The following is a 22731-nucleotide window of genomic DNA, read 5'->3' on the forward strand; positions in this document are numbered from 1 at the left end:
TTCGCTCCAATCTATTTATAGAGAGGCAAAGTGATAATAAAATCAGATCCTTTACCTAATTCGCTTTCAACCGAAATTTTCCCATTATGTGCTTCTACAATATTCTTAACGATTGCAAGACCAATACCTGTTCCAACTGCTTTTCCGCGTTTCCTTGCTTTATCCACTTTATAAAAACGCTCAAACAGATATGGGATGTCTTCTTCCGCAATCCCACTACCGTTGTCAGATACTGTGATTACAAGATTGCTTCTAGCTTCATCAATGGTTTGTTTTAAAATTACTTTTCCATCATAGCCTTCTTTTCCAGTATGACGAATAGCATTCATAATTAAATTAATTAATACTTGCTCCATCCGGTCGGGGTCATAGGAATACTCTAAATCGGGAGTTTCAAGCTCTAAGCCGAGTTCCACATAATTCTCTTTCGCAAGAACGTCAAAATTAGAAATAACTTTTCGCAGCAATGGAGCGAGCGGTAATTTTTGATTATCCATTTGATTAAAACCAGCTTCCATTCTAGCAAGGTCTAGCATATCATTAACCAAACGCCCAATACGAAGGGATTCATCGTAAATAATTTGTGCAAACTCCCGCACTTCTTCATCCGACTGAGCAACCCCGTCAATAATCGCTTCACTATAACCTTGTAACATCGAAATCGGCGTTCTAAGTTCATGCGAAACATTATTAACAAAATCGCTTTTCATTTTTTCAAGTTGTTTCTCTTCGGTCATATCGCGAATAACCGCAACGACACTACGCACATGTTCCCCTGTATACAAAAGTGTTAAAATGGCAACATACGTATGATCAGCAAACGTAATTTCTCCGACTTGAGATTCTTTCTTTTCTAACGTATCATTCAATAATTCATTTAAAGCCACTGGAATGAGCACTTTTTCGGTATTTTCAGGTGAGAAGAACCAATTATGTAAAAATTCTTCTGCCGGCGGATTACTAAGAATGATCGTTTTATCCACACTAAATTTAATAACACCATCAGCCATCCCAACTAAAATATTGGATAGCTGTTCCTTTTCTTGCCTAAGGGCGCTAACATTATACTTCAATTGCTTTGCCATATCGTTAAAAGCTACTCCGAGTTCACCAATTTCATCATGCGTATAAGTTGGTACGCGATTATCAAAGTTCCCTTTAGAAACAGCAATCGCAATTTTTTTCATTTCACGAAGCGGGAAAGCCATGCGAGAAGAAAAGACGAAAGATAAGATAGACGTGATGACTATCGCAATAATACCCGAAATAATCAAAGTACTCATCGTTTTTTCGTTCACTTTTAGAATATCATGGTAAGACTGATAAACGTAAACAACACCAGTTTCACCGTTCGCTAGTTTGAATTTCTGTGCAGAAATTTCAACCGGTAAGGAGCTTTTTTCTGTTTTAAAATTATATTTCATCGTTACACTATTATCTTTTTCTAAAGCTTTATCTAATGTCTTATCTTGAATTAATTTATTAGCAGATGCACTAGAAATGGTATCTGGTGACTGTGATTGATAGACGCTTTTTCCATTTTGTTCGATAATGACGCCCATCGTATCATCAAGTAGTATCAGTGCAGAATCATTATTATTTTCAGCAGAGATTACTTCATTATTTTCTTGCATTACAGTGATGATACTAGCTGTTTTGTCTTCTAATTCATTTGTTATTTGAGTAATGTTATTTTTTTCATAAATCATTGCAACTAAAAATCCAGAAATAACTAAAATCCCTATCAGTAAGAGAATAATGGTACTCCAAATTTTCCCAACAATACTATTCCAAATCTTCATCTATTCTCACCTCGGTCCTCGCAAAAAAATAACGAACAAAGCACGTGCGGCATAACACTTGCCGATTAAACGTCTTTGCCCGTTATCTTAGTCTGGTTTATTAATCTTCTGGAACTTCAAATTTATATCCAAGACCCCAAACTGTTACAATCATTCTAGCAGCGTCTTCTGATACATCATGCAATTTTTCGCGAAGTCTTTTAACGTGTGTATCAATTGTTCGCAAATCGCCAAAGAATTCATAACGCCATACTTCTTTTAAAAGAGACTCGCGGTCGAATACTTTATCCGGAGATCTCGCTAAATAATAAAGCAAGTCATATTCTTTCGGTGTCAAACCGATTTCTTTTCCGTCGACAATAACACGGTGAGCTTCGTTATCAATTTTCAAATGTGGGAAGGTAATAATGTCTCCCGGTGTTCCTCCTGCTGATTCTTCTGAGGATTGTTTGGCGCGACGAAGAACAGCTTTCACGCGAAGCACAACTTCTCTTGGGCTAAATGGTTTTACGATGTAATCATCTGCACCAACTTCAAAGCCTTGTACTCGGTTAGCTTCCTCTCCTTTTGCAGTCAACATGACAACAGGTGTGGATTTAAACTCTCTCAGTTCACGACAAACTTCGATGCCATCTTTACCAGGCATCATTAAATCAAGTAGGATTACTTCATAATTATTGTTCAGCGCCATGCTTAATGCTTGATCACCATCACTAGCTTCTTCAATACGATAGTTTTCTCTTTCAAGATACATCTTAAGAAGGCGTCGTATCCGGTCCTCATCATCCACAACAAGCACTCTAACTTGTTCACTCATAAGTACTCATCCCCTAACTCTCATTTACATAAAACGATCATTTACATTCAATCAGATAAATGGAATCTTCCGTACCCACATACGAAAAAACCATACAATTGCCTATACCAAATTTCCTACGATTTAAATTATACATGTTTTTCACAAAACACGCTATTAGAAAGTATATTTTGTATGAAAAGTTACTTTTTATTTTTACCAAATCTTGCTTCTGTTTTTAATTGTTTTACTTCATGATGTGATAATTCTCTACGCTCACCTGCGTTTAAACCGCGTAAATTCAAGAACGAATATTCTTCCCTTGATAACTTTTGCACTTCAAAACCAACAGCCTCAAACATTTTACGGACTTGACGATTTCTACCTTCATGAATCGTGATTTCTACAATAGCTTTATCTTTCGTTTTATCAGAAGAACGTACTTTTACTTTTGCTGGGGCTGTTTTGCGACCATCAATCACCACACCACGTTCTAACTGACGAATCACTTCACGTTCAGGAATACCTTTGATTCGTGCGATATATGTTTTGGAAACTTCATTTTTCGGATGCATTAGTAAGTTAGCGAAATCCCCATCATTGGTCATTAATAATAAACCAGATGTATCATAATCAAGTCGCCCTACTGGGTATAATCTTTCAGGAATATCTGCAAAATAATCCGCTACAGTTGTACGACCTTTATCATCTGTTACAGCCGAAACCGTTCCTCTTGGCTTATAAAAAAGGAAATAGCGATGTTCTTCTTTTGTTAGTTGAATTCCCTCAACTTCAATTCGCTCCGTACCACTAACTTTCACACCTAATTCTGTGACTACTTTCCCGTTCACTGTTACTTTACCTTCTTGAATAAGCTTTTCTGCTTTTCTTCTTGAAGTAATACCTGCATTTGCAATCACTTTTTGTAAACGTTCCATTCTTATTCCTCCTCCTGTTCTTTACTTTGGTTAAACCGGTCAAAAAACAGGTCCATTTCATTCTGATCTGGTTCATCTGTCGCTGGATCAGCAAGTTTTGGTAAATCCTCTAGAGAATTAAGTCCAAAAGCATCTAAAAACTCACTTGTAGTAACGTAAAGTTTTGCTCGTCCAGCTCCGTCGACACGACCTTTATCCGTTACAAGTCCTTTGGCTACTAAAGTTCGAATCGGTCCATCTGTTTGAACCCCGCGAACCTCGTCTACTTCCATTCTTGTAACTGGTTGGCGGTAAGCAATAATTGCTAATGTCTCTAATGATGCTTGCGATAAAACGGTGTTGCTTGGAACTTCGACTAATTTACGTAAAAATTCTGCATGCGCTTTTTTCGTAGCTAATTGAAATGTTCCAGCAAGCTCCAAAAGAATTAAACCTCTGTCAGCACTTCCGTTGTATCGATCACTTAAAAGTTCTAGTAAATTGAGTGCTTCAATGTGCGTAATTTCCATGACTTCAGTTAATTGTTCCGTTGAAAGCCCCGCATCTCCCGCCGCAAAAAGCAAACTCTCTAATACGCCTAATTGTTCTTCTCTGTTCACGATATTTCTTCCCCTTTACCTTGCACATATAAATCCGCAAAACTTTCCGCTTGTTCTACTTCGACCAATTTTCGCTTCATTAATTCTAACAAAGCCAAAAACGTAACGACAAGTTGCTCTTTCGTTTGTTCTTCAAATAACTCGTCAAATCGCAAGCGATGATTGACTTGTAAATTTAATTTTTCTAAAACAGAATCCATTCTTTGATCAATGGAGATTTCTTGTGTTGTAATTCTTGTATGGAGAGGTTTATTTAACTTTTTCCGACGTAGCATTTTGTTAAAAGCACTTAGCATATCGTTTAATGATACGTCCAGTTCTGCCACCTTAGTACCATCATCATATTCTGCTAAATCCATTGGAGGTTTACTGAAATAAAAGCTCCGTTCCGCCTCTTTTTCTTTTAATTCTTTTGCGGCTTCTTTGAATCGTTTGTATTCCATTAGTTTTTCGACTAAAGCATCACGAGGATCCTCTTCCTCTTCTAGTGTATCATAATCGATTTCCAGTTCTTGCTTTGGAAGTAGCATCTTACTTTTAATTGCTAGTAAAGTTGCTGCCATCACTAAATATTCACTCGCGACATCTAATTCCATTTCTTGCATTGTATGAACAAATTCCATGTATTGGTCCGTAATTTCAGCCATAGGGATGTCATAAATATCGACTTCTAGTTGTCCAATTAAATGAAGAAGTAAGTCAAGCGGTCCTTCAAACGCGTCCACTTTAAAATTCATTTCTACCATATCTGTCCCGCCCTACTATAATGAAAGATCATTTTGCACTAAATTTTCATATGTTTCGCGGGCAACGATTAATTTATCGACTCCGTTTTCCACAAAAACAACTGGTGGTCTTGGGATACGGTTATAATTACTTGCCATCGCATAACCATAGGCTCCAGTACAAAATACCGCCAAAACTTCACCGGCGTTTGATTTCGGTAGTGGTAAGTCCCATATTAACATATCACCAGACTCACAGCATTTTCCTGCGATAGCCACTGTTTCTTCTGCGACTTTCTCTGGGTTTGCCGCAAGAACAGCATCGTAATGCGCATCATATAACGCTGGACGGATATTATCAGACATGCCGCCGTCAACTGCGATATAATTCCGAATTCCCGGAACTTCTTTACGCGATCCAACTTTATAAAGTGTTGTACCTGCTTCACCAACAAGGGAACGACCTGGCTCAATCCAAATTTCTGGAATATCAATATCGTTATTATTAGCCACATCCCGCACTTCATCCATAATTTGGCGCACATATTCGCTAGGTTCAAGAGGTTCATCTTCTGCCGTATAACGGACACCGAAACCGCCACCAAGATTAAGTACTTTGGAATCAAATCCCAGAGTTTGGTGCCATTCAACTAATTTATCCATAATACGACGAGCCGCTAATTTAAAACCCGTTGTTTCAAAAATTTGCGACCCAATATGACAGTGTAGGCCAATTAAATCAAAGGACGCACTTGCATGAAGCACTTGTTTAATCGCTTTTTCAGCTTGTCCATTTGTAAGTCCAAATCCAAATTTCGAATCATCTTGGCCTGTTAAAATATAGTCATGTGTATGAGCTTCTATCCCCGGTGTCACGCGAATTAAAACCGATGCCTTTTCATTTCGTTCTATTAATATATCTTCTAATAAACTAATTTCATAATAATTATCGATAACAAAACAACCGATGCCATAGTCAAGCGCCATATGTATTTCTTCTGCACTTTTATTATTTCCGTGAAAATGAATTCTCTCAGGAGGAAAATTTGCTTTAATTGCCGTATAAAGTTCTCCGCCTGAAACAACATCTAGTGATAAACCTTCTTCGGCCATCAGCTGATAAATCGCTACTGCAGAAAATGCTTTGCTCGCATAAGCCACTTGTGCTTTTACGCCTAGCTCCTCGAATGTTTTCTTAAATCCTCTTGCTCGGTCACGGATTAGCGCTACATCATAAACGTAAAGTGGCGTACCATATTTTTCAGTAAGCTTTAAAGTGTCCACCCCTCCAATTTCGAGATGTCCTTCTGCATTTACATTCATTGTTCCAAGCCGTTCAAACGTCACGCCAATCCCACCTTTACATTATAGATTTTTAAAAGTTCTTTTATATAGTAGCACACTAAGAAGCCGAGCGACAATAACTATCTGAAAATATTATCAAATACGTAAAAAACTCAGCCCAAATCTATTATCTCCTTGCTTCAGAAAATAACAAATTTGGACTGAGATTAGCTACCAATTATTTTAAGAAATTTTAGCAACAATAGCTTTTACATATTGTAAAAACGTGCTACGAACTTGATCTGTTGTTTCAATAACTTCCGTATGAGAAAGTGGTTGATCCAGAATTCCGGCTGCCATATTGGTAATACAAGAAATACCTAGCACTCGTAATCCAGCATGGTTCGCAATGATTACTTCCGGTACAGTGGACATCCCAACTGCATCTGCACCAAGTGTGCGCATCATTTGAATTTCAGCAGGTGTTTCGTAAGTTGGACCGCTAAATCCAGCATAAACACCTTCACGGATAGTCAAATTAAGTTCTTGAGCAATAAGTCTAGCATCCACACGTAGAGCTAAATTATACGCCTCGGACATATCTGGGAAACGCGGTCCAAAATGCTCATCATTTGGTCCAATAAGCGGGTTCGTTCCAGTAAAGTTAATGTGATCAGAAATCAACATTAAGTCTCCAGCAGAATATAATTCATTTACGCCACCTGCCGCATTCGTCACAACAAGCACTTCTACACCAAGCTCTTTCATCACACGAACTGGGAAAGTAACATCTTGCATTGAATAGCCTTCATAAAAGTGGAAACGTCCTTGCATTGCAACAACTTCTTTATTTTCCAACTCACCAAAAACAAATTGGCCAGCATGTCCTTCTACTGTCGAAACAGGAAAATGTGGGATTTCGCTATAAGAAAGTTTTGTCGGATTGTTTACTTCATCCGCAAGCACACCTAAACCTGAACCAAGAATCAAACCAATTTTTGGTGTACCATTGTAACTTTCTCTAATTTTCGCAACTGCTTCATTTACTTTTTCTAAACTCATTTTTGTTCCTCCCTTTTCCTATTTCAAGTCTTTTAAGAAACTTGTTCCATATTCAGGCATTTTCACTTCAAAATTATCCGCAACTGTTGCGCCGAGATCGGCAAATGTTTTGCGTAATTCTAATTCTGAACCACCATTTTTGAAGCGTGGTGAGTATACAAGTAATGGTACAAACTCACGTGTGTGGTCTGTGCCAGAGTATGTTGGGTCATTTCCGTGATCAGCTGTAATAATTAATAGATCATCATCTGTTAATTTTTCCATTACTTCTACTAAACGACCGTCAAAATCAACGAGCGCATCTGCATAACCTTGTGGATCACGACGATGTCCGAAAAGTGCATCAAAGTCTACTAAATTCAAGAAACTCATACCGTTAAAATCTTTATCTAACACAGCGATAAATTGATCCATTCCGTCCATATTTGATTTCGTACGGATAGATTCCGTAACACCTTCACCATCAAAAATATCAGAAATTTTACCAATGGCAATCACGTCTTTACCGCCATCTTTTAAAGCATCCATTACAGTTGGTTTAAATGGTTTTAGCGCATAGTCATGGCGATTTGGCGTTCTAACAAACGCACCTGGTTCGCCGACAAATGGACGAGCGATAATACGACCAAGCATGTACGGGTCATCTAGTGTAATTTTACGGCAGAATTCACAGATTTCATATAATTCTTCCAAAGGTACGACATCTTCATGTGCTGCAATTTGTAAAACTGAGTCAGCTGATGTGTAAACAATAAGCGCACCTGTTTTCACATGCTCTTCTCCAAGTTCAGCCATAATTTCTGTTCCGCTCGCTGGTTTATTTCCAATTACTTTACGTCCTGTTTTTTCTTCAATTTGGTTGATTAAATCATCCGGAAATCCATCTGGGAATACGCGGAAAGGCGTGTCAATGTATAGGCCCATGATTTCCCAGTGACCCGTCATTGTATCTTTACCGTTCGAAGCTTCTTGCATTTTTGTATAGTAAGCAAGTGGTTTTTCTGCTTTTTTAATTCCGTCTATTTCTCGAATATTCGATAGACCTAATTTGCCCATTTCAGGCATTTTTAGTCCGCCGACGTGTTTGGCAATATGTCCAAATGTATCTACATCAAAATCACCAAATTTAGCAGCATCTGGCGCTTCTCCAATACCAACTGAATCCATTACAACTACATGTACTCGTTTAAATTTATCTGGCATATTTACTCATCCTTTTCAACTATATTTTTTAAGCGCGCGGGTGGAATTGTTTGTAGACATCTTTCAAGCGCAGCTTTGTTACGTGTGTATAAATTTGTGTAGTGGAGATATCGGCGTGACCAAGGAGTTCTTGAACCGACCTTAAATCAGCCCCATTTTCAAGTAAATGAGTGGCAAATGAATGACGCAAGGTGTGCGGTGTAATCGGCTTTTCAATGCCTGATTCTTTCGCAATACCTTTTAAAATTTTCCAGAAACCTTGTCTTGTGAGTCCTTGGCCGTGATGATTTAAAAACACAAAATCATTTCGGTATTTCGGTCTACGAAGTTTTGGTCTCGCTTCCTCTAAATACTTCTCTAACACAGTTGTTGCCGTTTTTCCAAGCGGGATAATTCTTTCTTTATCTCCTTTACCAATCGTTTGAATAAAACCCATATGAAGATGTAAATCGTCCATTTTCAGGCTGACAAGTTCCGTTACACGAAGCCCTGTCGCATATAAAATTTCCATCATTGCTTGGTCCCTTAATCCAAGTGGTGTACTCGTATCAGAGGAACTAAGTAACTTCTCGACATCATCAAGGTTCAAAACTTTTGGTAATCCCTGAGCTTGCTTCGGCGTTTCAATTTGAATCATTGGGTCATGTGACATTTTCCCATCGTGCATTAAATAATGAAAGAAAGATCGCAGTGAAGCAATATAGCGCGCCACACTTCTTGCTGATTTCCCTTCTTGTCTTGCAAATGCCATAAAACCAACTATATCGCTTCGTTCAAGTGTATTCGGATCTGTTAATCCCTTCGCTACATCCATATAAGAAACAAAATAGCGTAAATCTCGTTCATAAGCTTTGATTGTATTCGCGGATAAACCTCTCTCTACAATTAAAAAATGTAAAAAATCTTCTATTAAATCATTCATAAGCGTTTCCTCCACAAATCCTATTCTACCATGTTACACTCCCACTGAAAACGTTTAATTAATAGAAAAAGACTTATAATACTTTTCGCGCAATTCAGTCCATCTTTTTTAATCATAAAAAAAAGTTTGAGATAAATTATCCCAAACTCTTGTATTATTCTTTTTTAGATTTTTGTCTGCAATCTGTGCAAATCCCTTGGAAAGTCAGACGATGGTCTTTAACAAGAAAATTCCACTTCGATTCGACGATTTTCTCCACATCTTCTAATAAATCTTCTTGAATTTCTTCTACAGAACCACACTCTAAACATACTAAATGATGATGGAAATGTTTGGCGCCTTCTTGTCTCAAGTCATACCGAGAAACACCGTCACCAAAATTAATTTTATCAACCACGCGTAATTCGGTTAAAAGTTCCAACGTTCTATAAACGGTTGCAAGGCCAGTGTCAGGTGCAATATCTTTCACACGCAAGAAAACTTCCTCGGCACTTAAATGATCTTTTTCATTTTCCAGTAAAACGCGAACAGTAGCTTCTCGCTGTGGGGTTAATTTATAACTAGCATCATGAAGTTGTGCTTTAATGCGTCCAATACGACCTTCCATTATGGTTCCTCCCTTGGTTGCTACAACAAGTTGTCTTTCTAAATTATCATCATTATCATTTAACAATAAATACAGTTTATAATAATTATAAATAAAATGCAAGTTAGGAATTCACTTTTTTTAGTAAAAATGGCACGTAGTCAATTCCTATTGCTTATGTTTACTAAGATATCATAAAAGCAATAGGCTGTCTACAATGATTATCAATTACTAATTAATTTCTCGTTATCAATAATAATTATTATTTAGCTTTTGCAAGCAAGAACAAGAAATAAGGTGCACCGATAATTGCCACAACGATACCAGCAAATATTTCGGATGGTTGAATAATCAATCGTCCAATCGTATCCGCAAGTAATAATAGTAGCCCTCCAGAAAGTGCCGCCGTTACCATCACCCAGCGATGTGCGGATCCAACTAATTTTCTAGCAATATGCGGACCAATTAGACCAATAAATGCAATACCGCCACTAACGGATACACAAGCAGCTGCCAAACCAACTGCTACTATTAAAAGCACAAATTTTTCTCGCTCAACCCGAACGCCGAGTCCGGTTGCCACTTGGTCTCCAAAAGAGAGCACATCCAACGTCTTTACTTTCATAAAAGCAATTGCACCTAAAACAATAAGCCATGGCAAAAGAGCATAAACATATTGCCAGCTTGAAGCCCAAATATTTCCTGCCATCCATTCAGCATAGCGTTGATAATTTTGCGGATCAAGCCGAACCGTAAGCAGTGTGATAAGTGCCGCAATCGCCGCCGCAACAGCAATCCCCGTAAGAAGCAATCGATTAGGCAACAATCCTTCGCTTCTACTATAAGAAAGTCCGTAAACAACAAACGCAGTTAAAATTGCCCCGACAAATCCAATAAATGGCATAAATAAAACCGGAACGTCCATCGTGGAAGGAAAAAAGGAAATATAAAGCATAACCGCAAGTCCCGCGCCATTATTAATCCCAAGAATTCCCGGATCAGCTAATCCGTTTCCAGAAATCCCTTGTAGGATTGTTCCTGAAACCGCAAGCCCTGCACCAACTAATAGCGCAATAACTATCCGTGGCAAACGAAACTCCGTCACAATAAGTTGTGTTCCCGCGTCCGCCATTCCAAAAAACGACTTAATCACTTCCAAAAATGGCAATTTCGAATAACCAGCATTGACACTATATGTAAATGTACAAAAAATTAACACGCTTAAAATAATTAACGTCCAAACTCGCCGCGATTTTTTTCGTTTTTCTGCCGTTGTCATATACATTATAAGTTCCTCCTTTCTTTACGTGCTACATATAAGAAGAAAGGAACCCCGATTAATGCAAAAATAACACTGATTGGCGTTTCATATGGCGGATTGATTGTTCTCGCCACAATATCCGCCGCTAATGTCAGAAAGGCTCCAACAACCGCCGAGCAAGGGATAATCCAGCGATAATCTACTCCAACTAAAAATCGTACCAAATGCGGTACAATCAAGCCGATAAACCCAACCGGACCAACAACCGACACAGCAAGCCCCGCCAAAATCAACACCACAACCATCGAAGCAATTTTAACAAAAGTAGTTTTTTCACCTAAACCAACAGCAATATCATCGCCTAAGCTTAAAATGGTAATCGATCTACTTAGCAAAATCGCCGCAATAAGCGCTCCAAGTAACCAAGGCCAAATCGCCGCAAGCTGACTCCATTTCACACCAGCAACCCCGCCCGCGTACCAAAAGGCCAAATCCTGACTTAACTGAAAATAAATCGCGAGTCCTTCACTAAGCGCAGTAAGCAATGAACTAACCGCCGCTCCAGCAAGCACTAGCCTCGTTGGCGACATTGCGCTCCCTGCAAGAGAACTAACGCCAAATACTAAAAATGCCCCAATTGCCGCCCCAACAAAAGAAAATAAAATGAGCGAATTATAACTAAGCCAAGGCATAAATGCAAAACAAACTGCTACCATAAACGTCGATCCAGCATTCAACCCAAGCAAGCCTGAATCAGCAAGTGGATTCCGAGTGATTCCTTGCATAATCGCTCCAGCAACCGCAAAAGCAGCCCCTATCGCCATATCCGCAACCACCCGAGGAACACGTAAACTACGTATAATCTGGTGCTGCGTATCCGAACTATTATAATGAAAAAGTGCATCCCAAACCGTACTTAAATTAATATCGGCTGCACCAACCGCAATCCCGAATAACGCTAAAATGAGAAGCAACAAAATCCCACCCGAAAGTATGAATTTAGCAACAGTCGGTCTTGTATTCATTTTTATCTGTTTTGACTTATCCATCTGCACATGTTCCTTCCATCTAAATTATCCGCTCATTTTAAGTGATAATAATTATCAATCGCAAAGAAAATTATATCAATATCATTCACTAAGCGCAATCATTAGTTGGACGCAAGTAACTTCTCTACAATAATATCCAACTGTCCTTCTACCGCTAATGGATCATAATAAAACATCGTGTCAAAGTCCATTTGGTAAACATTCCCTGCTTTAAACGTCGGCAGATTTTTCCAAATTGGCGAGTTCGTTAAATCTTTTAATGTTTTCTCGCCGTCTTTAGCACTCCCAGAAGAAGTGCTTGTAACGAACATTCTATCGGCCGCAAATTCAGGTAAAACTTCCAGTGAAATCTTTTGCCAATCTTGCCCATCTAAAACATCTTTCTGTATTTTTGCTGGTGCTTTTAGTTGTAAAGCATTATAAATCGCTTGACCACCTCGCCCCATATTTTGTCCCATCACATAAAAATCTTTATCTTGTACTTCATAAATCCCTACTGTTTCATTCGGATCTAACTTGCCAGCCAACTTCGCTCTACTTTCTTTGGCTTTTTGATGAAACTTATCTAGCCACGCCTCTCCAGCCTTTTTTTCTCCAACTAAGTCCGCGATTTGGCGAACGTCTTCCTCCACATTTTTTGAAGTTGCGTACGGAATTAACACCGTTGGCGCAATTTTCGACATTGCCTCAAATTCGTCATCGTTTGAAACAATGATTAAATCAGGTTTTAATTCCGCCACTTTTTCTGCTGAAACTGGATCACCAATATCTGCAATCCCATCCACACGCCCTTTCAAAAACGGATTTTCCATTTGTTTCGCTCTAGCCCCCACAGGCTTCATTCCAAGCAAAACAATATTCCCTAGATATTCCGAAGCCACAATACGTTTCGGATGTGCTGGTATTTCTACTTTCTTTCCATTTGCCATTGTATATGTACGCATCTCGACCTTCTCTTTTCCAGCCGATTTGTTATCTCCACAAGCAGTTAAAACCACTGCAATTAAAAGCATTGACACGAGTAAAATGATACCCTTTTTCAATTGAACCCCTCCAGTAATTGATAATAATTCTCAATTAGTATAGCAACTTTATTCACAAAGTGCAAATCATTTCGGCAAAGTAACGCTTGCATCTTCACCATAAAAACTCTATACTTAACCATTGAGAATGATTATCACCTTACCTTTAAATTGGAGCGATGAAAATGAAAGACCTTCATACCGATAACTTACAAATTTCATACGACAAACGAATCATTGTTGATGGTTTAGATATAGCCATTCCAGCGAATAAAATAACCGCTTTAGTAGGTGCAAATGGCTCAGGGAAATCGACTATTTTAAAAACGATGTCCCGCTTAATGAAACCTAGCAAAGGCGCTGTGTATTTAGATGGCAAGACGATTCATAGTCAGCCAACGAGAGACGTTGCCAAACAACTAGCTATTTTGCCACAAAATCCTTCTGCACCTGATGGTTTAACGGTGTTTGAATTAATTTCTTATGGACGTTCCCCACATCAAAGTAGCTTTAAATCGATTACCGCAAAAGATCGCGAAATTATTTTTTGGTCATTGCGCGTGACGAATTTAATGGAGTTAGCGGATCGACCAATTGATAGTTTATCAGGTGGACAACGACAGCGTGCATGGATTGCCATGGCGCTTGCCCAAGAAACAGATGTACTATTTCTTGATGAACCGACGACCTTTTTAGATATGACGCACCAACTAGATGTACTTAATTTATTGAAACAATTAAATCAATCAGAGAACCGCACAATTGTGATGGTTGTTCATGATTTAAATCACGCATCTCGTTACGCTCACCATATGATCACTATTAAAGAAGGGAAAGTCATCGCAGAAGGAACACCAACCAATGTCATGACTGAACAAACTTTAGAGGATGTTTTTAATATCAAAGCAGATATTTTAATTGATCCCCGCAGCGGTGTCCCTCTTTGCCTCCCCTACGAAACTTGCAACGGATGCGAAATTGTAAAGGAGCTTGATTCCAGTGCCAAATAAGGTTTATGATGTAACCATTATCGGCGGCGGTCCCATTGGCCTATTCTCCGCATTTTATAGTGGGCTTCGTTCCATGAAAACAAAAATTATCGATGCTGAACCTGCTGTTGGTGGGAAAGTTCGCTACTTTTTTCCAGAAAAAATCATTCGCGATATCGGTGGTATTCCCGCCATTACCGGCGAAAATCTTGTCGCAAATTTAAAACAACAAGCAGAAACCTTTCATCCGACTATTGTTTGCAGTGAGCGAGTTGTCGATGTGACAAAACTATCAGATGGCACTTTTCAATTAACTTCGCATAACGGTTCGATTCATTTTTCAAAAACGATTGTCATTGCTACAGGTAGTGGTACGTTTGAGGTCAATAAACTTGAAGCTCTGCATGCTGAAGATTTTCCATTTGCAATCCATTATGATGTCAAAAATATCGAGCAATTCCGCGATAAAGTAGTAGTGGTTTCTGGTGGTGGAAATTCCGCTATCGACTGGGCTCAGACACTCGAACCCATTGCCAAACAAGTACACCTTATTTACCGTGGCGAAGATTTTAAAGCACACGAGGAAAGTGTCCGAGAACTTCAAAATTCTCGCGTCGAAATCCATATCCACCATGAAATCAATGAACTAATCGGAACAAACAATCAGTTAACCAAAATCAATGTTTGCTGCAATAAAACCCAAGCCACGAAAACAATTCAAACAGACGCACTTTTCATTAATCACGGGGTAAAAGTAGACCTTGGAACCATGGCGGAATGGGGCTTTGAACAAGCAGATTTTGGCATTGTCGTGGATGACGAGATGAAAACGACGGTTCCTGGCATTTTCGCTTGTGGAGATAGTGCGACTTACCCTCGAAAAATACGCATTATCGCAGCGGGACTTCATGAAGGGCCCATCGCGATTAATAGTGCGAAAAAATATTTAGAACCAACTGCCGCAGATGAAGCGATGATTAGCACGCATCACGAAAGCTTTATTGGTTAAAAAAAGGATTTGGGCTCACTCGCCCAAATCCTTTTTTTCTTCGCATATCCCAAATTCGACAATTCGCATCATTTCCGTAAAATCCTTCGCAAGCGGAACAAAATCTTCCATCGTCGCATTTGGATGGCTCTGCAAATAAACTGTACTAATCTCCGTAATATGTTTAAAAAGAGCCGCCATCACTTTACGCGCTGCATCCATATTTACATCTTTTTTCAACTTCATTTCACTTAAAACTTGATTCATTTGCGCCTCTGATCGCTCAATCGCCTTATCAAAAAAGCCCTCAAGTTTATCTTTCAATGCAACTGGCGGATTTCCATAAGCTTGCATAATTAAGCCAAACACAGCAGGATATTTGCGATTAAAATCCAGTTTCATCTTCGTTGACCAAATCGCCATTTCGACAAAGTCTCCCCAATGTTCCCCTTCCAAACGAACCTCCTTGGTCGCAAAATCAACCGCATAACTAACAGCCGCAATATAAAGCTTTTCTTTAGAACCAAAATAGTGAAAAATCAGCCCTTTGGAAACACCAGCTTTTGCGCAAATTTTATTCGTACTAGCCGCCTGATATCCTTTTTCCGTAAATTCTCCCATTGCTACTTCTAAAATTTTTAATCGTTTTTCATCCATTATACTTTCAAATCCTTTTTCTTATAAAGAACAAATGTCATAGCAACCATCACAACAATTACCCCACAAGAAATCAGTGCATTGGTTCCTGTAATCCCTTTATCCATAATCTCAGACGGAATTGCATAGTTAATTGGTGAAAAATATTGGAAGAAATCGACCTTATCATTCAACCCAGCCATAATTCCTAAAATATACGTTAAGAACACAAGCGCAAGTGCAACCGGAGAAGCTTGCTTAGCGGAACGAAGCACCGATGAAACCATAAAACCAGCACTCATAAATACAGCAGCCACTAGCAACTCACTAGAAAACACTCGTACAAGCTCCATTACTAAGTTTCCTCCGTCAACCCCACTCGGCTTCAAGAAAAGAACTAGCGCCACTGAAGCTACAAATGTAATCACCCAAAAAGCCACAAATGACAATAAATTCCCAATCATTTTCCAAAAAACAAGACTAGACCGCGTAATTGGTTGCGCATATAAAAATTCAATTGTTCCATCCGTTTCTTCTTTTATCAAGGCCTGCGCACCAATTAATGCTGCATACACACAAGCTGCAATAAAAATATACTGAAAAACATACGCAAAATAGGCATCAATATTCGTTAAATCCGCCATTGAATCCATATGCAAAATTTTCATCATATCTTGCGGAAGTGCATTCATCTTCGTATTCACTAAATCCTGCATTCCACTACTTTGCATACTAGGGAAGAAAGCCATAAACACCCCTAAAATCACAATCACCACAACAGCCCAAACAACCAGACTCTTTATTCGCGTTTTCCACTCAATGTGTAGGATATTCACTTGATTTCTCCCCCTTCGTATAGCATCATAAATTTATCTTCCAGCTCTTGATTAGTAATCGTTACATCCGTAATTTCTTTTTCTTGTAATAATGGCAAAATCGTCTTAATATCATCATCAAAAATAAGCCGCGCTTTTCCCGCTTCCTTTTCGATAATTCTTGCGCCCGCATTCGTTAATTTTTCCAGTGGCAAATTCGTTCCTTTCAGCGCGATTACTTTACCCGTCATTTGTTGATTAGCGATATCTTCCACCGCGATAATATTCCCATTTCGAATAAAAGCAGCTCTTGTACAATATTCCTGAACCTCACGTAAATTATGACTAGAAAGAAAAATCGTCATTCCTTCTTTATTTCGCTCAGTCATTTCTTTAAATAAATAATGTTGCATTAACGGATCAAGGCCATTCGTCGGTTCATCCAGAATAAATAATTCCGGCTCAGTAATAAGTCCAGCAACAATCGCCACTTTTTTCTTATTTCCAAGCGACATTTCTCCAAAGCGTTTTTTCGGATCAATCGAAAACATTTCATAATATTTATTCATTTTTTTCGTTGCATTTTCAATATGATGGAACTTGGCAGCGTAATGGATAATATCATTTGCTGTCATTTGGGGATAATAGCGAACTTCACTTGGCACATAACCGACCATTTTCTTAATTTCAGCAGAGTCTTTCACCACATCTTTCCCGAGAACCGTCGCACTCCCACTCGTCGCGTAAATAAAATTCAGTAAGACTTTAATTGTCGTTGATTTCCCCGCACCATTCGGACCGATAAAACCATAAAGTTCTCCTTCATTTACAGACAAATTCACATTTTCAATTGCTCGCTTTTTATGGTAATTTTTTGTGAGCGACTCCACTTTAATTGCTTCCATGTTCTCTCCTCCACACTCAAATTGACCACTTAGTCAACTAGAGTATAATCCCTTTTGACCAGGTAGTCAATTAAGAACCATAACACAATAAAAATCTGTAAGACTGTATCCAGTAAAAGTATTCAAATTACTGTTTTCATGTTAGCTCTTTCAACATGAAAGGGGGATGCCTATGACTTTTTTGTTAGGAACTCCTGGAAAGGATAACCCATGACCGTTTATGAAGCACTCTCTTTTGCAGTCGCTTTTACAACTTTAATGTTGTTACTAAACAGTCAAAATAACACAAAAAAATAACCACTCATAAACTTTGGCGAGTTTAGTGGTTATTTTTATACCATATTAGACTAGCTGCCACCTTAAATGGGGCTTACATTTGAGGGTCATGTTCTTGCATGACTCTCTTTTCATGTTTATGATACCACATTTCCATTCTTTATGCCAAGTATTCCCAAATGAGTTTTTCATCCGATTTATTCATTTTCTTCTATTAATAGTTGCATTTTCCAGTACTGTATCGCGTACATTGTTTTTGCGTCATGAATGCATTGTTGTGCTATTAATTGTTCTGCTTCTTCCAGCGTTACTTTGACTAAATTAATAAATTCATCTGCATCTTGCGCCAATGGATGCTCCATTTTCCGGAGGTCACGCGCTACATAAATATATAAAAGTTCACTAGCAAACCCAGGTGATGTATAAAAAGAAGTGAGATACGTTAAATCATCGGACTGAAAACCAGTTTCTTCTTCTAGTTCCCGTTTTGCGGTCACGAGCGGATCTTCCCCTGGCTCCATTTTACCAGCTGGAATTTCGATAATGTTTTTTTCGAGTGGCTTTCGGAATTGCTCTACTAAGTACATTCTTCCATCTGCTGAAAAAGGTATAATTGCCACACCACCGGGATGCTTGACGATTTCGCGCTTGCCCTTTTCCCCGTTTGGTAACTCCACATCATCTACTTGCAATTCAATAATATTTCCGCTAAAAATCTTTTCTGTATGAAGCGTTTTTTCCTCTAGTGAGTCCATTTCTGCCACCTACCTCTCATTTTTTTCATTATAACATAACTAAGTCCGAGTTTAATTTACATCGCACGACTGATAACATCTATTTTCTAAATATGGTATGATAAGAACAAATAAAGGACAATTTCTAAAATATAAAAACCATTCAGCTTGCCTAGTTTTCGCTTACAAAATATACTTAAATGGTAGGTTAATTTCCATCAATCTTTATTTTAGAAAAATTTACTATAAGAAAAGCGGACCTTTTAAACAGGTACTTAAAGGAGAAGATGTATAATGACCGTTTTTAAAAAGATATTAGCATTCACAGGTTCCATTTTCCTTGTCATGCTTTTGGCTGGTATCCTCACTTCACTAATCCATAGTGGTTTGGTAATTGCAGCAATTGTTATCGCTGTTGCGGCTATCCTATTTTTCTTTTCATCTAAAGCTGGGGACCGTGCGCAAATGATTGCAACTGGATTAACCAAGAAAGAATATAAATATATTCGCACTAACTTAGAAGAGGCACGTGTGAAAATTATCCGCCTTCAAAAAATCATGACTCAAAACAAAGCGTTATATTCTTTCCAAGAGCGTAACAAAACACTTTTACTTACAAAAAGAATTTATGGCATTGTAAAAGATGAGCCAAAACGTTTTTATGAAGCAGAAGATTTCTTTTTCTCCCATCTTGACTCTTTAGTGGAGCTAACAGAAAAATATGCTTTCTTAGAAAAACAACCCGTAAAAGACAAAAAAATCTATCAAACACTTTCTGATACGCGCACACTTTTAAATGATTTAAGTCGTGTTATTGAAAAGGATTTATTTACACTTTTGAATCAAGATGTGAACAACCTTGACTTCGAACTAGAAGTAGCGAAAAACTCCATTTCTAAACAGAAAAAGAAATTTGAAAGGGGTACAAAAGATGACCGAGAACAAGCCAAGTGAAGAAACAAATGAATTAAAAGATTTAGTAGTTGAGAAAGAATTCAACCAAACGTTAGATGATCTCCTTGCTAACCCGTTTGGATCAGATGGTGAATCAGCTGCAAGTATCGTAAATAATGAAACAGATGCAGCTCCTCGCCTTGTCGATATGCTTACTGAAACAAATAAAAAACAAGCATTAGAGTTATCCAAACAAATCGAACCTGGAAATCAAGCAGCGATTCTTGGATACGGAGCTCCAGCCCAAGCCAAACTCCACGATTTTTCTCATTCAATGTTAGCACATGTACAAAAGCAAGATGTTGGACCAATTGGCGATATTATTAGCGATTTAATGTATCGTTTACAAGAAGCGGATCCCGATGAACTTGCCGCTCGTAATAAAAATGTTTTCACTAAAATGTTCCACCGAGTAAAACAATCCATCAACGAAATTACTTCTAAATATCAAAAAATTGGTACCCAAATTGACCGCATCGCGTTGAAACTGGAACATTCCAAAAAGCGTTTAATGGAAGATAACTCTTTCCTAGAACAGCTTTATGATAAAAATAAAGATTACTTCCAAGCACTTAACATCTACATTGCTGCTGGAGAATTAAAATTAGAAGAAATTAATACAAAAATGCTCCCAGAACTTCGCAAAAAAGCAGAACAAACTGGCGACCAAATGGATTACCAAGAAGTGAATGACTTAACGCAATTTGCTGACCGTCTGGATAAACGAGTATATGATTTACGTCTAAGCCGTCAAATCACTATCCAACAAGCACCGCAAATCCGCTTAATCCAAAATACAAACCAGGCACTTGCTGAAAAAATCCAGTCTTCCATTATGACTGCGATTCCACTTTGGAAAAACCAAGTAGCTATCGCGCTTACCTTGCTCCGTCAACAACAAGCCGTAGCAGCTCAGCGCCAAGTTTCTGAAACAACGAACGAACTTCTAAAACGAAACGCCGATATGCTAAAAACAAACGCTATCGAAACAGCGCGTGAAAACGAAAGAGGTATCGTAGACATCGAAACACTTAAAGAAACGCAGTCCAGCTTAATTGAAACCTTGCAAGAAACGCTTAAAATCCAACAAGAAGGCCGTGCTAAACGTGCCGTGGCTGAGAAAGAACTTGTAACAATGGAACAAGAACTTAAAGAACGTTTACTGGAAATGAAATAATCAAAAAGGCTAGCACCTAAATCGTGCTAGCCTTTTTTATAGTCCTTCTAAACGTAAATTTTCAAAATAAACGGGTTTTAAATTGGTTACAGTAAGCCCAATCAAACGAATACTATCCTGACCAGTATAGCTTTCTCTTAAAAGAAGGGCCGCCGCTTGATAAATTTGACTTGTATCATTGGTATATTCGTTTAAAGTAAGCCGCTTAGTAATGGTTGTAAAGTCACTGTAGCGTAGTTTTAGTACTACCGTCTTACCATGTTTTTGTAGTTTAATGAGCCGTTCTTCTACTTTTTTGGCAAATTGCATGAGGCTTTGTTCGAGAACTCGGCTATCTAACACATTAAATTCAAAAGTAGTTTCTTTACCAACGGACTTGCGATCACGATGCGGATTCACAATGTTGTTAGAACGACCTCGAACATGTCGATATAAATGATAGCCATGTTTGTGTAATTCGCGAATAAGGTCCCACTCGCTCCACTTCTTCAAATCTGCTCCCGTTTCAATTCCTAAACGATGCAATTTTTCTGCGGTTACTTTCCCTACCCCATAAAATTTAGTGACTGGTATTTGTTCTAAAAAGGCTTCTGCTTCTTCTGGTGTAACTACCGTAATACCAGCAGGTTTCTTAAAATCAGAAGCGATTTTTGCGATAAATTTATTAAATGATACGCCGGCAGAAGCAGTTAGACCAAGCTCTTGGTAAATCGTCTGCTGAATCTCGCGTGCAACCATTGTGGCGGATTTCATTCCTTTTTTGTTTTCAGTTACATCCAGATAAGCTTCATCTAAAGAGAGCGGTTCGATAATATCCGTATATCTGGAAAAGATCTCGCGGATTTGATTAGAAACCTCTACATAATGAGCCATATTGCCGTGAATAAAAATACCGTTCGGACAAAGTTTAGCAGCTTGCCTGGTGGGCATAGCTGAATGCACACCGAATTTGCGCGCTTCATAAGAACAAGTCGCAACAACTCCGCGTTTATTAGGGTCTCCACCAATAATAAGTGGCTTCCCTCGAAACTCAGGATGGTCGCGTTGTTCCACAGATGCATAAAAAGCGTCCATATCAATATGAATAATTTTTCTACTCGTATCCATAACTGCATCTCCTCCGAAACGAACAAACGTTCTTATTCAATTATAAAGGTTATCCTCATTAATTACAAGAAAAAAATACCCTATTTTCATAAGGTATTTTCTTCCATTTTATTTCTTTAAAAATGCCCCTTTACCGAAGAATTCGATAACTTGTGGCATTACTTGATAAAGTCGTGTTGCTATATTCATTACAAAAGGTAAATTGATTTCGCGACGCTTAGTTCCCATAATTTGTACTGTTTTACGCGCAACCTTTTCTGGCTTTAACACTAATTTGCCAACTGTTTCTAAATAGTTTCCTGATTTATCCGCTACATCGAAAAAGTTTGTGGCAATCGGGCCAGGATTAATCGTTGTAACATGGATTTTATCTGGCATTAGTTCTAAACGAAGTGCATTAGAAAAGCCTAAAACCGCATATTTCGTGGCTGAATAAACGGTTGATTTAGGTGTAGCGATTTTAGCGGCTTGGGAAGCAATATTAATAATATGTCCAGCTTTGCGCGCTTGCATTTGCGGTAAAATCAGTTGTGTGAGTTGAATTAAGCCAAGTACATTCGTATCAAACATTTTTTCAATTGTCTCAAATGGAATATCTACCGCATTTTCAAATAAACCAAAACCTGCACAGTTGACTAACACATCAATTTGATAGGATGCATTTATCTCTGCGCTGACTTGTTTCACTTGCTCAAAATCAGTCATATCTAAAGTAAAATAAGTCGCTTCTACTGAAAAATTATCATGTATATCTTTTTGTAATTCTATTAATTTTTTCGTACTTCTGGCTGTTATAATAACATTACCACCGGACATAGCAACTTGTCTTGCGATTTCAGCTCCAAGACCGTTAGAAGCTCCGGTAATTAAAACCGTTTTATTCTTCAAAAAAGGGTTCATT

At 38.4% G+C, this 22731-nt stretch carries 23 protein-coding genes; 4 read left to right on the plus strand and 19 right to left on the minus strand.

The genetic code is table 11. From position 1 onward, the window contains the following. Window positions 1-11: 11 nt before the first annotated feature. The 13 genes from GL301_RS10000 to GL301_RS10060 all read right to left on the minus strand — a co-directional run bounded on the left by GL301_RS10000 (window position 12) and on the right by GL301_RS10060 (window position 13270). Complete coding sequence (locus tag GL301_RS10000) at window positions 12-1802, minus strand: ATP-binding protein (RefSeq protein WP_003725937.1); 1791 nt, start codon at window positions 1800-1802, stop codon at window positions 12-14. Window positions 1803-1902: 100 nt separating this feature from the next. After that, window positions 1903-2619, minus strand: a complete 717-nt coding sequence (locus GL301_RS10005; protein WP_003725938.1) for a response regulator transcription factor — start codon at window positions 2617-2619, stop codon at window positions 1903-1905. Between the two features lie 182 nt (window positions 2620-2801). Continuing rightward, complete coding sequence (locus GL301_RS10010; protein WP_003723596.1) at window positions 2802-3536, minus strand: pseudouridine synthase; 735 nt, start codon at window positions 3534-3536, stop codon at window positions 2802-2804. A gap of 2 nt (window positions 3537-3538) precedes the next feature. Further along, the gene (gene scpB / locus GL301_RS10015; protein WP_003725939.1) at window positions 3539-4135 is read right to left on the minus strand and encodes an SMC-Scp complex subunit ScpB; all 597 of its coding nucleotides are present in this window, start codon (window positions 4133-4135) and stop codon (window positions 3539-3541) included. After that, window positions 4132-4881 carry a segregation/condensation protein A gene (locus GL301_RS10020; protein WP_003723598.1) on the minus strand — a complete coding sequence of 250 codons (750 nt, stop codon included), beginning with the start codon at window positions 4879-4881 and terminating at the stop codon, window positions 4132-4134. The genes scpB and GL301_RS10020 overlap by 4 nt, the downstream gene beginning before the upstream one ends. 15 nt (window positions 4882-4896) lie before the next feature. Beyond that, window positions 4897-6207, minus strand: a complete 1311-nt coding sequence (lysA, locus tag GL301_RS10025) for a diaminopimelate decarboxylase (RefSeq protein ID WP_003727989.1) — start codon at window positions 6205-6207, stop codon at window positions 4897-4899. Window positions 6208-6387: 180 nt separating this feature from the next. After that, window positions 6388-7206 (minus strand): purine-nucleoside phosphorylase, encoded by an 819-nt coding sequence (locus GL301_RS10030; RefSeq protein ID WP_003725941.1) that lies wholly within the window; start codon window positions 7204-7206, stop codon window positions 6388-6390. 18 nt (window positions 7207-7224) lie between these two features. After that, a complete protein-coding gene (gene deoB, locus GL301_RS10035; protein WP_003725942.1) occupies window positions 7225-8409 on the minus strand; it encodes a phosphopentomutase in 1185 nt (394 codons plus the stop codon). A gap of 28 nt (window positions 8410-8437) precedes the next feature. Beyond that, a complete protein-coding gene (gene xerD / locus GL301_RS10040) occupies window positions 8438-9331 on the minus strand; it encodes a site-specific tyrosine recombinase XerD (RefSeq protein ID WP_003725943.1) in 894 nt (297 codons plus the stop codon). Window positions 9332-9485: 154 nt separating this feature from the next. Further along, window positions 9486-9938 (minus strand): ferric iron uptake transcriptional regulator, encoded by a 453-nt coding sequence (fur, locus tag GL301_RS10045; protein WP_003727988.1) that lies wholly within the window; start codon window positions 9936-9938, stop codon window positions 9486-9488. 241 nt (window positions 9939-10179) lie between these two features. Beyond that, window positions 10180-11202: a FecCD family ABC transporter permease gene (locus tag GL301_RS10050; protein WP_003727987.1), complete on the minus strand. Its 1023-nt coding sequence runs from the start codon at window positions 11200-11202 to the stop codon at window positions 10180-10182. Continuing rightward, window positions 11202-12227 carry a FecCD family ABC transporter permease gene (locus GL301_RS10055; protein ID WP_003727986.1) on the minus strand — a complete coding sequence of 342 codons (1026 nt, stop codon included), beginning with the start codon at window positions 12225-12227 and terminating at the stop codon, window positions 11202-11204. The genes GL301_RS10050 and GL301_RS10055 overlap by 1 nt, the downstream gene beginning before the upstream one ends. 101 nt (window positions 12228-12328) lie before the next feature. After that, window positions 12329-13270, minus strand: a complete 942-nt coding sequence (locus GL301_RS10060) for an iron-hydroxamate ABC transporter substrate-binding protein (RefSeq protein WP_003727985.1) — start codon at window positions 13268-13270, stop codon at window positions 12329-12331. Window positions 13271-13434: 164 nt separating this feature from the next. Between GL301_RS10060 and GL301_RS10065 the strand changes: the two genes are divergently transcribed. Together GL301_RS10065 and GL301_RS10070 are read left to right on the plus strand one after the other, a co-directional pair. Beyond that, window positions 13435-14259 (plus strand): ABC transporter ATP-binding protein, encoded by an 825-nt coding sequence (locus GL301_RS10065; RefSeq protein ID WP_010958973.1) that lies wholly within the window; start codon window positions 13435-13437, stop codon window positions 14257-14259. Then, the gene (locus tag GL301_RS10070) at window positions 14249-15247 is read left to right on the plus strand and encodes an NAD(P)/FAD-dependent oxidoreductase (RefSeq protein WP_010958974.1); all 999 of its coding nucleotides are present in this window, start codon (window positions 14249-14251) and stop codon (window positions 15245-15247) included. Before GL301_RS10065 ends, GL301_RS10070 begins: the two co-directional genes overlap by 11 nt. A 15-nt stretch (window positions 15248-15262) precedes the next feature. On the opposite strand, the gene timR is transcribed toward GL301_RS10070, so the two are convergent. The 4 genes from timR to GL301_RS10090 all read right to left on the minus strand — a co-directional run bounded on the left by timR (window position 15263) and on the right by GL301_RS10090 (window position 18613). Further along, window positions 15263-15883: a macrodiolide transporter TimAB transcriptional regulator TimA gene (gene timR, locus GL301_RS10075; protein ID WP_003727983.1), complete on the minus strand. Its 621-nt coding sequence runs from the start codon at window positions 15881-15883 to the stop codon at window positions 15263-15265. Beyond that, a complete protein-coding gene (gene timB, locus GL301_RS10080) occupies window positions 15883-16698 on the minus strand; it encodes a macrodiolide ABC transporter permease TimB (RefSeq protein WP_003727982.1) in 816 nt (271 codons plus the stop codon). The genes timR and timB overlap by 1 nt, the downstream gene beginning before the upstream one ends. Further along, entirely contained in the window at window positions 16695-17582 is an 888-nt protein-coding gene (gene timA, locus GL301_RS10085; RefSeq protein ID WP_010958975.1) for a macrodiolide ABC transporter ATP-binding protein TimA, read from the minus strand. The genes timB and timA overlap by 4 nt, the downstream gene beginning before the upstream one ends. 473 nt (window positions 17583-18055) lie before the next feature. After that, window positions 18056-18613 (minus strand): NUDIX hydrolase, encoded by a 558-nt coding sequence (locus tag GL301_RS10090; protein WP_003725864.1) that lies wholly within the window; start codon window positions 18611-18613, stop codon window positions 18056-18058. 273 nt (window positions 18614-18886) lie between these two features. Here GL301_RS10090 and GL301_RS10095 point away from each other — a divergent pair, with 273 nt between their 5' ends. Beyond that, a complete protein-coding gene (locus GL301_RS10095) occupies window positions 18887-19546 on the plus strand; it encodes a 5-bromo-4-chloroindolyl phosphate hydrolysis family protein (RefSeq protein WP_003725865.1) in 660 nt (219 codons plus the stop codon). Further along, window positions 19524-20723, plus strand: a complete 1200-nt coding sequence (locus GL301_RS10100; RefSeq protein ID WP_003725866.1) for a toxic anion resistance protein — start codon at window positions 19524-19526, stop codon at window positions 20721-20723. The genes GL301_RS10095 and GL301_RS10100 overlap by 23 nt, the downstream gene beginning before the upstream one ends. A gap of 36 nt (window positions 20724-20759) precedes the next feature. Here GL301_RS10100 and dinB read toward each other — a convergent pair whose 3' ends face one another. Together dinB and GL301_RS10110 are read right to left on the minus strand one after the other, a co-directional pair. Then, window positions 20760-21830, minus strand: coding sequence for a DNA polymerase IV (gene dinB, locus GL301_RS10105; RefSeq protein WP_010958976.1), 1071 nt, complete (start codon window positions 21828-21830; stop codon window positions 20760-20762). A gap of 108 nt (window positions 21831-21938) precedes the next feature. Continuing rightward, window positions 21939-22730 carry an SDR family NAD(P)-dependent oxidoreductase gene (locus tag GL301_RS10110; protein WP_003725868.1) on the minus strand — a complete coding sequence of 264 codons (792 nt, stop codon included), beginning with the start codon at window positions 22728-22730 and terminating at the stop codon, window positions 21939-21941. Between the last annotated feature and the right edge of the window lies 1 nt (window position 22731).

Origin of the sequence: Listeria sp. LM90SB2, from assembly GCF_028867355.1 — a bacterium.
In the GTDB taxonomy this organism is placed as follows: Bacteria; Bacillota; Bacilli; order Lactobacillales; family Listeriaceae; genus Listeria; species Listeria monocytogenes_B.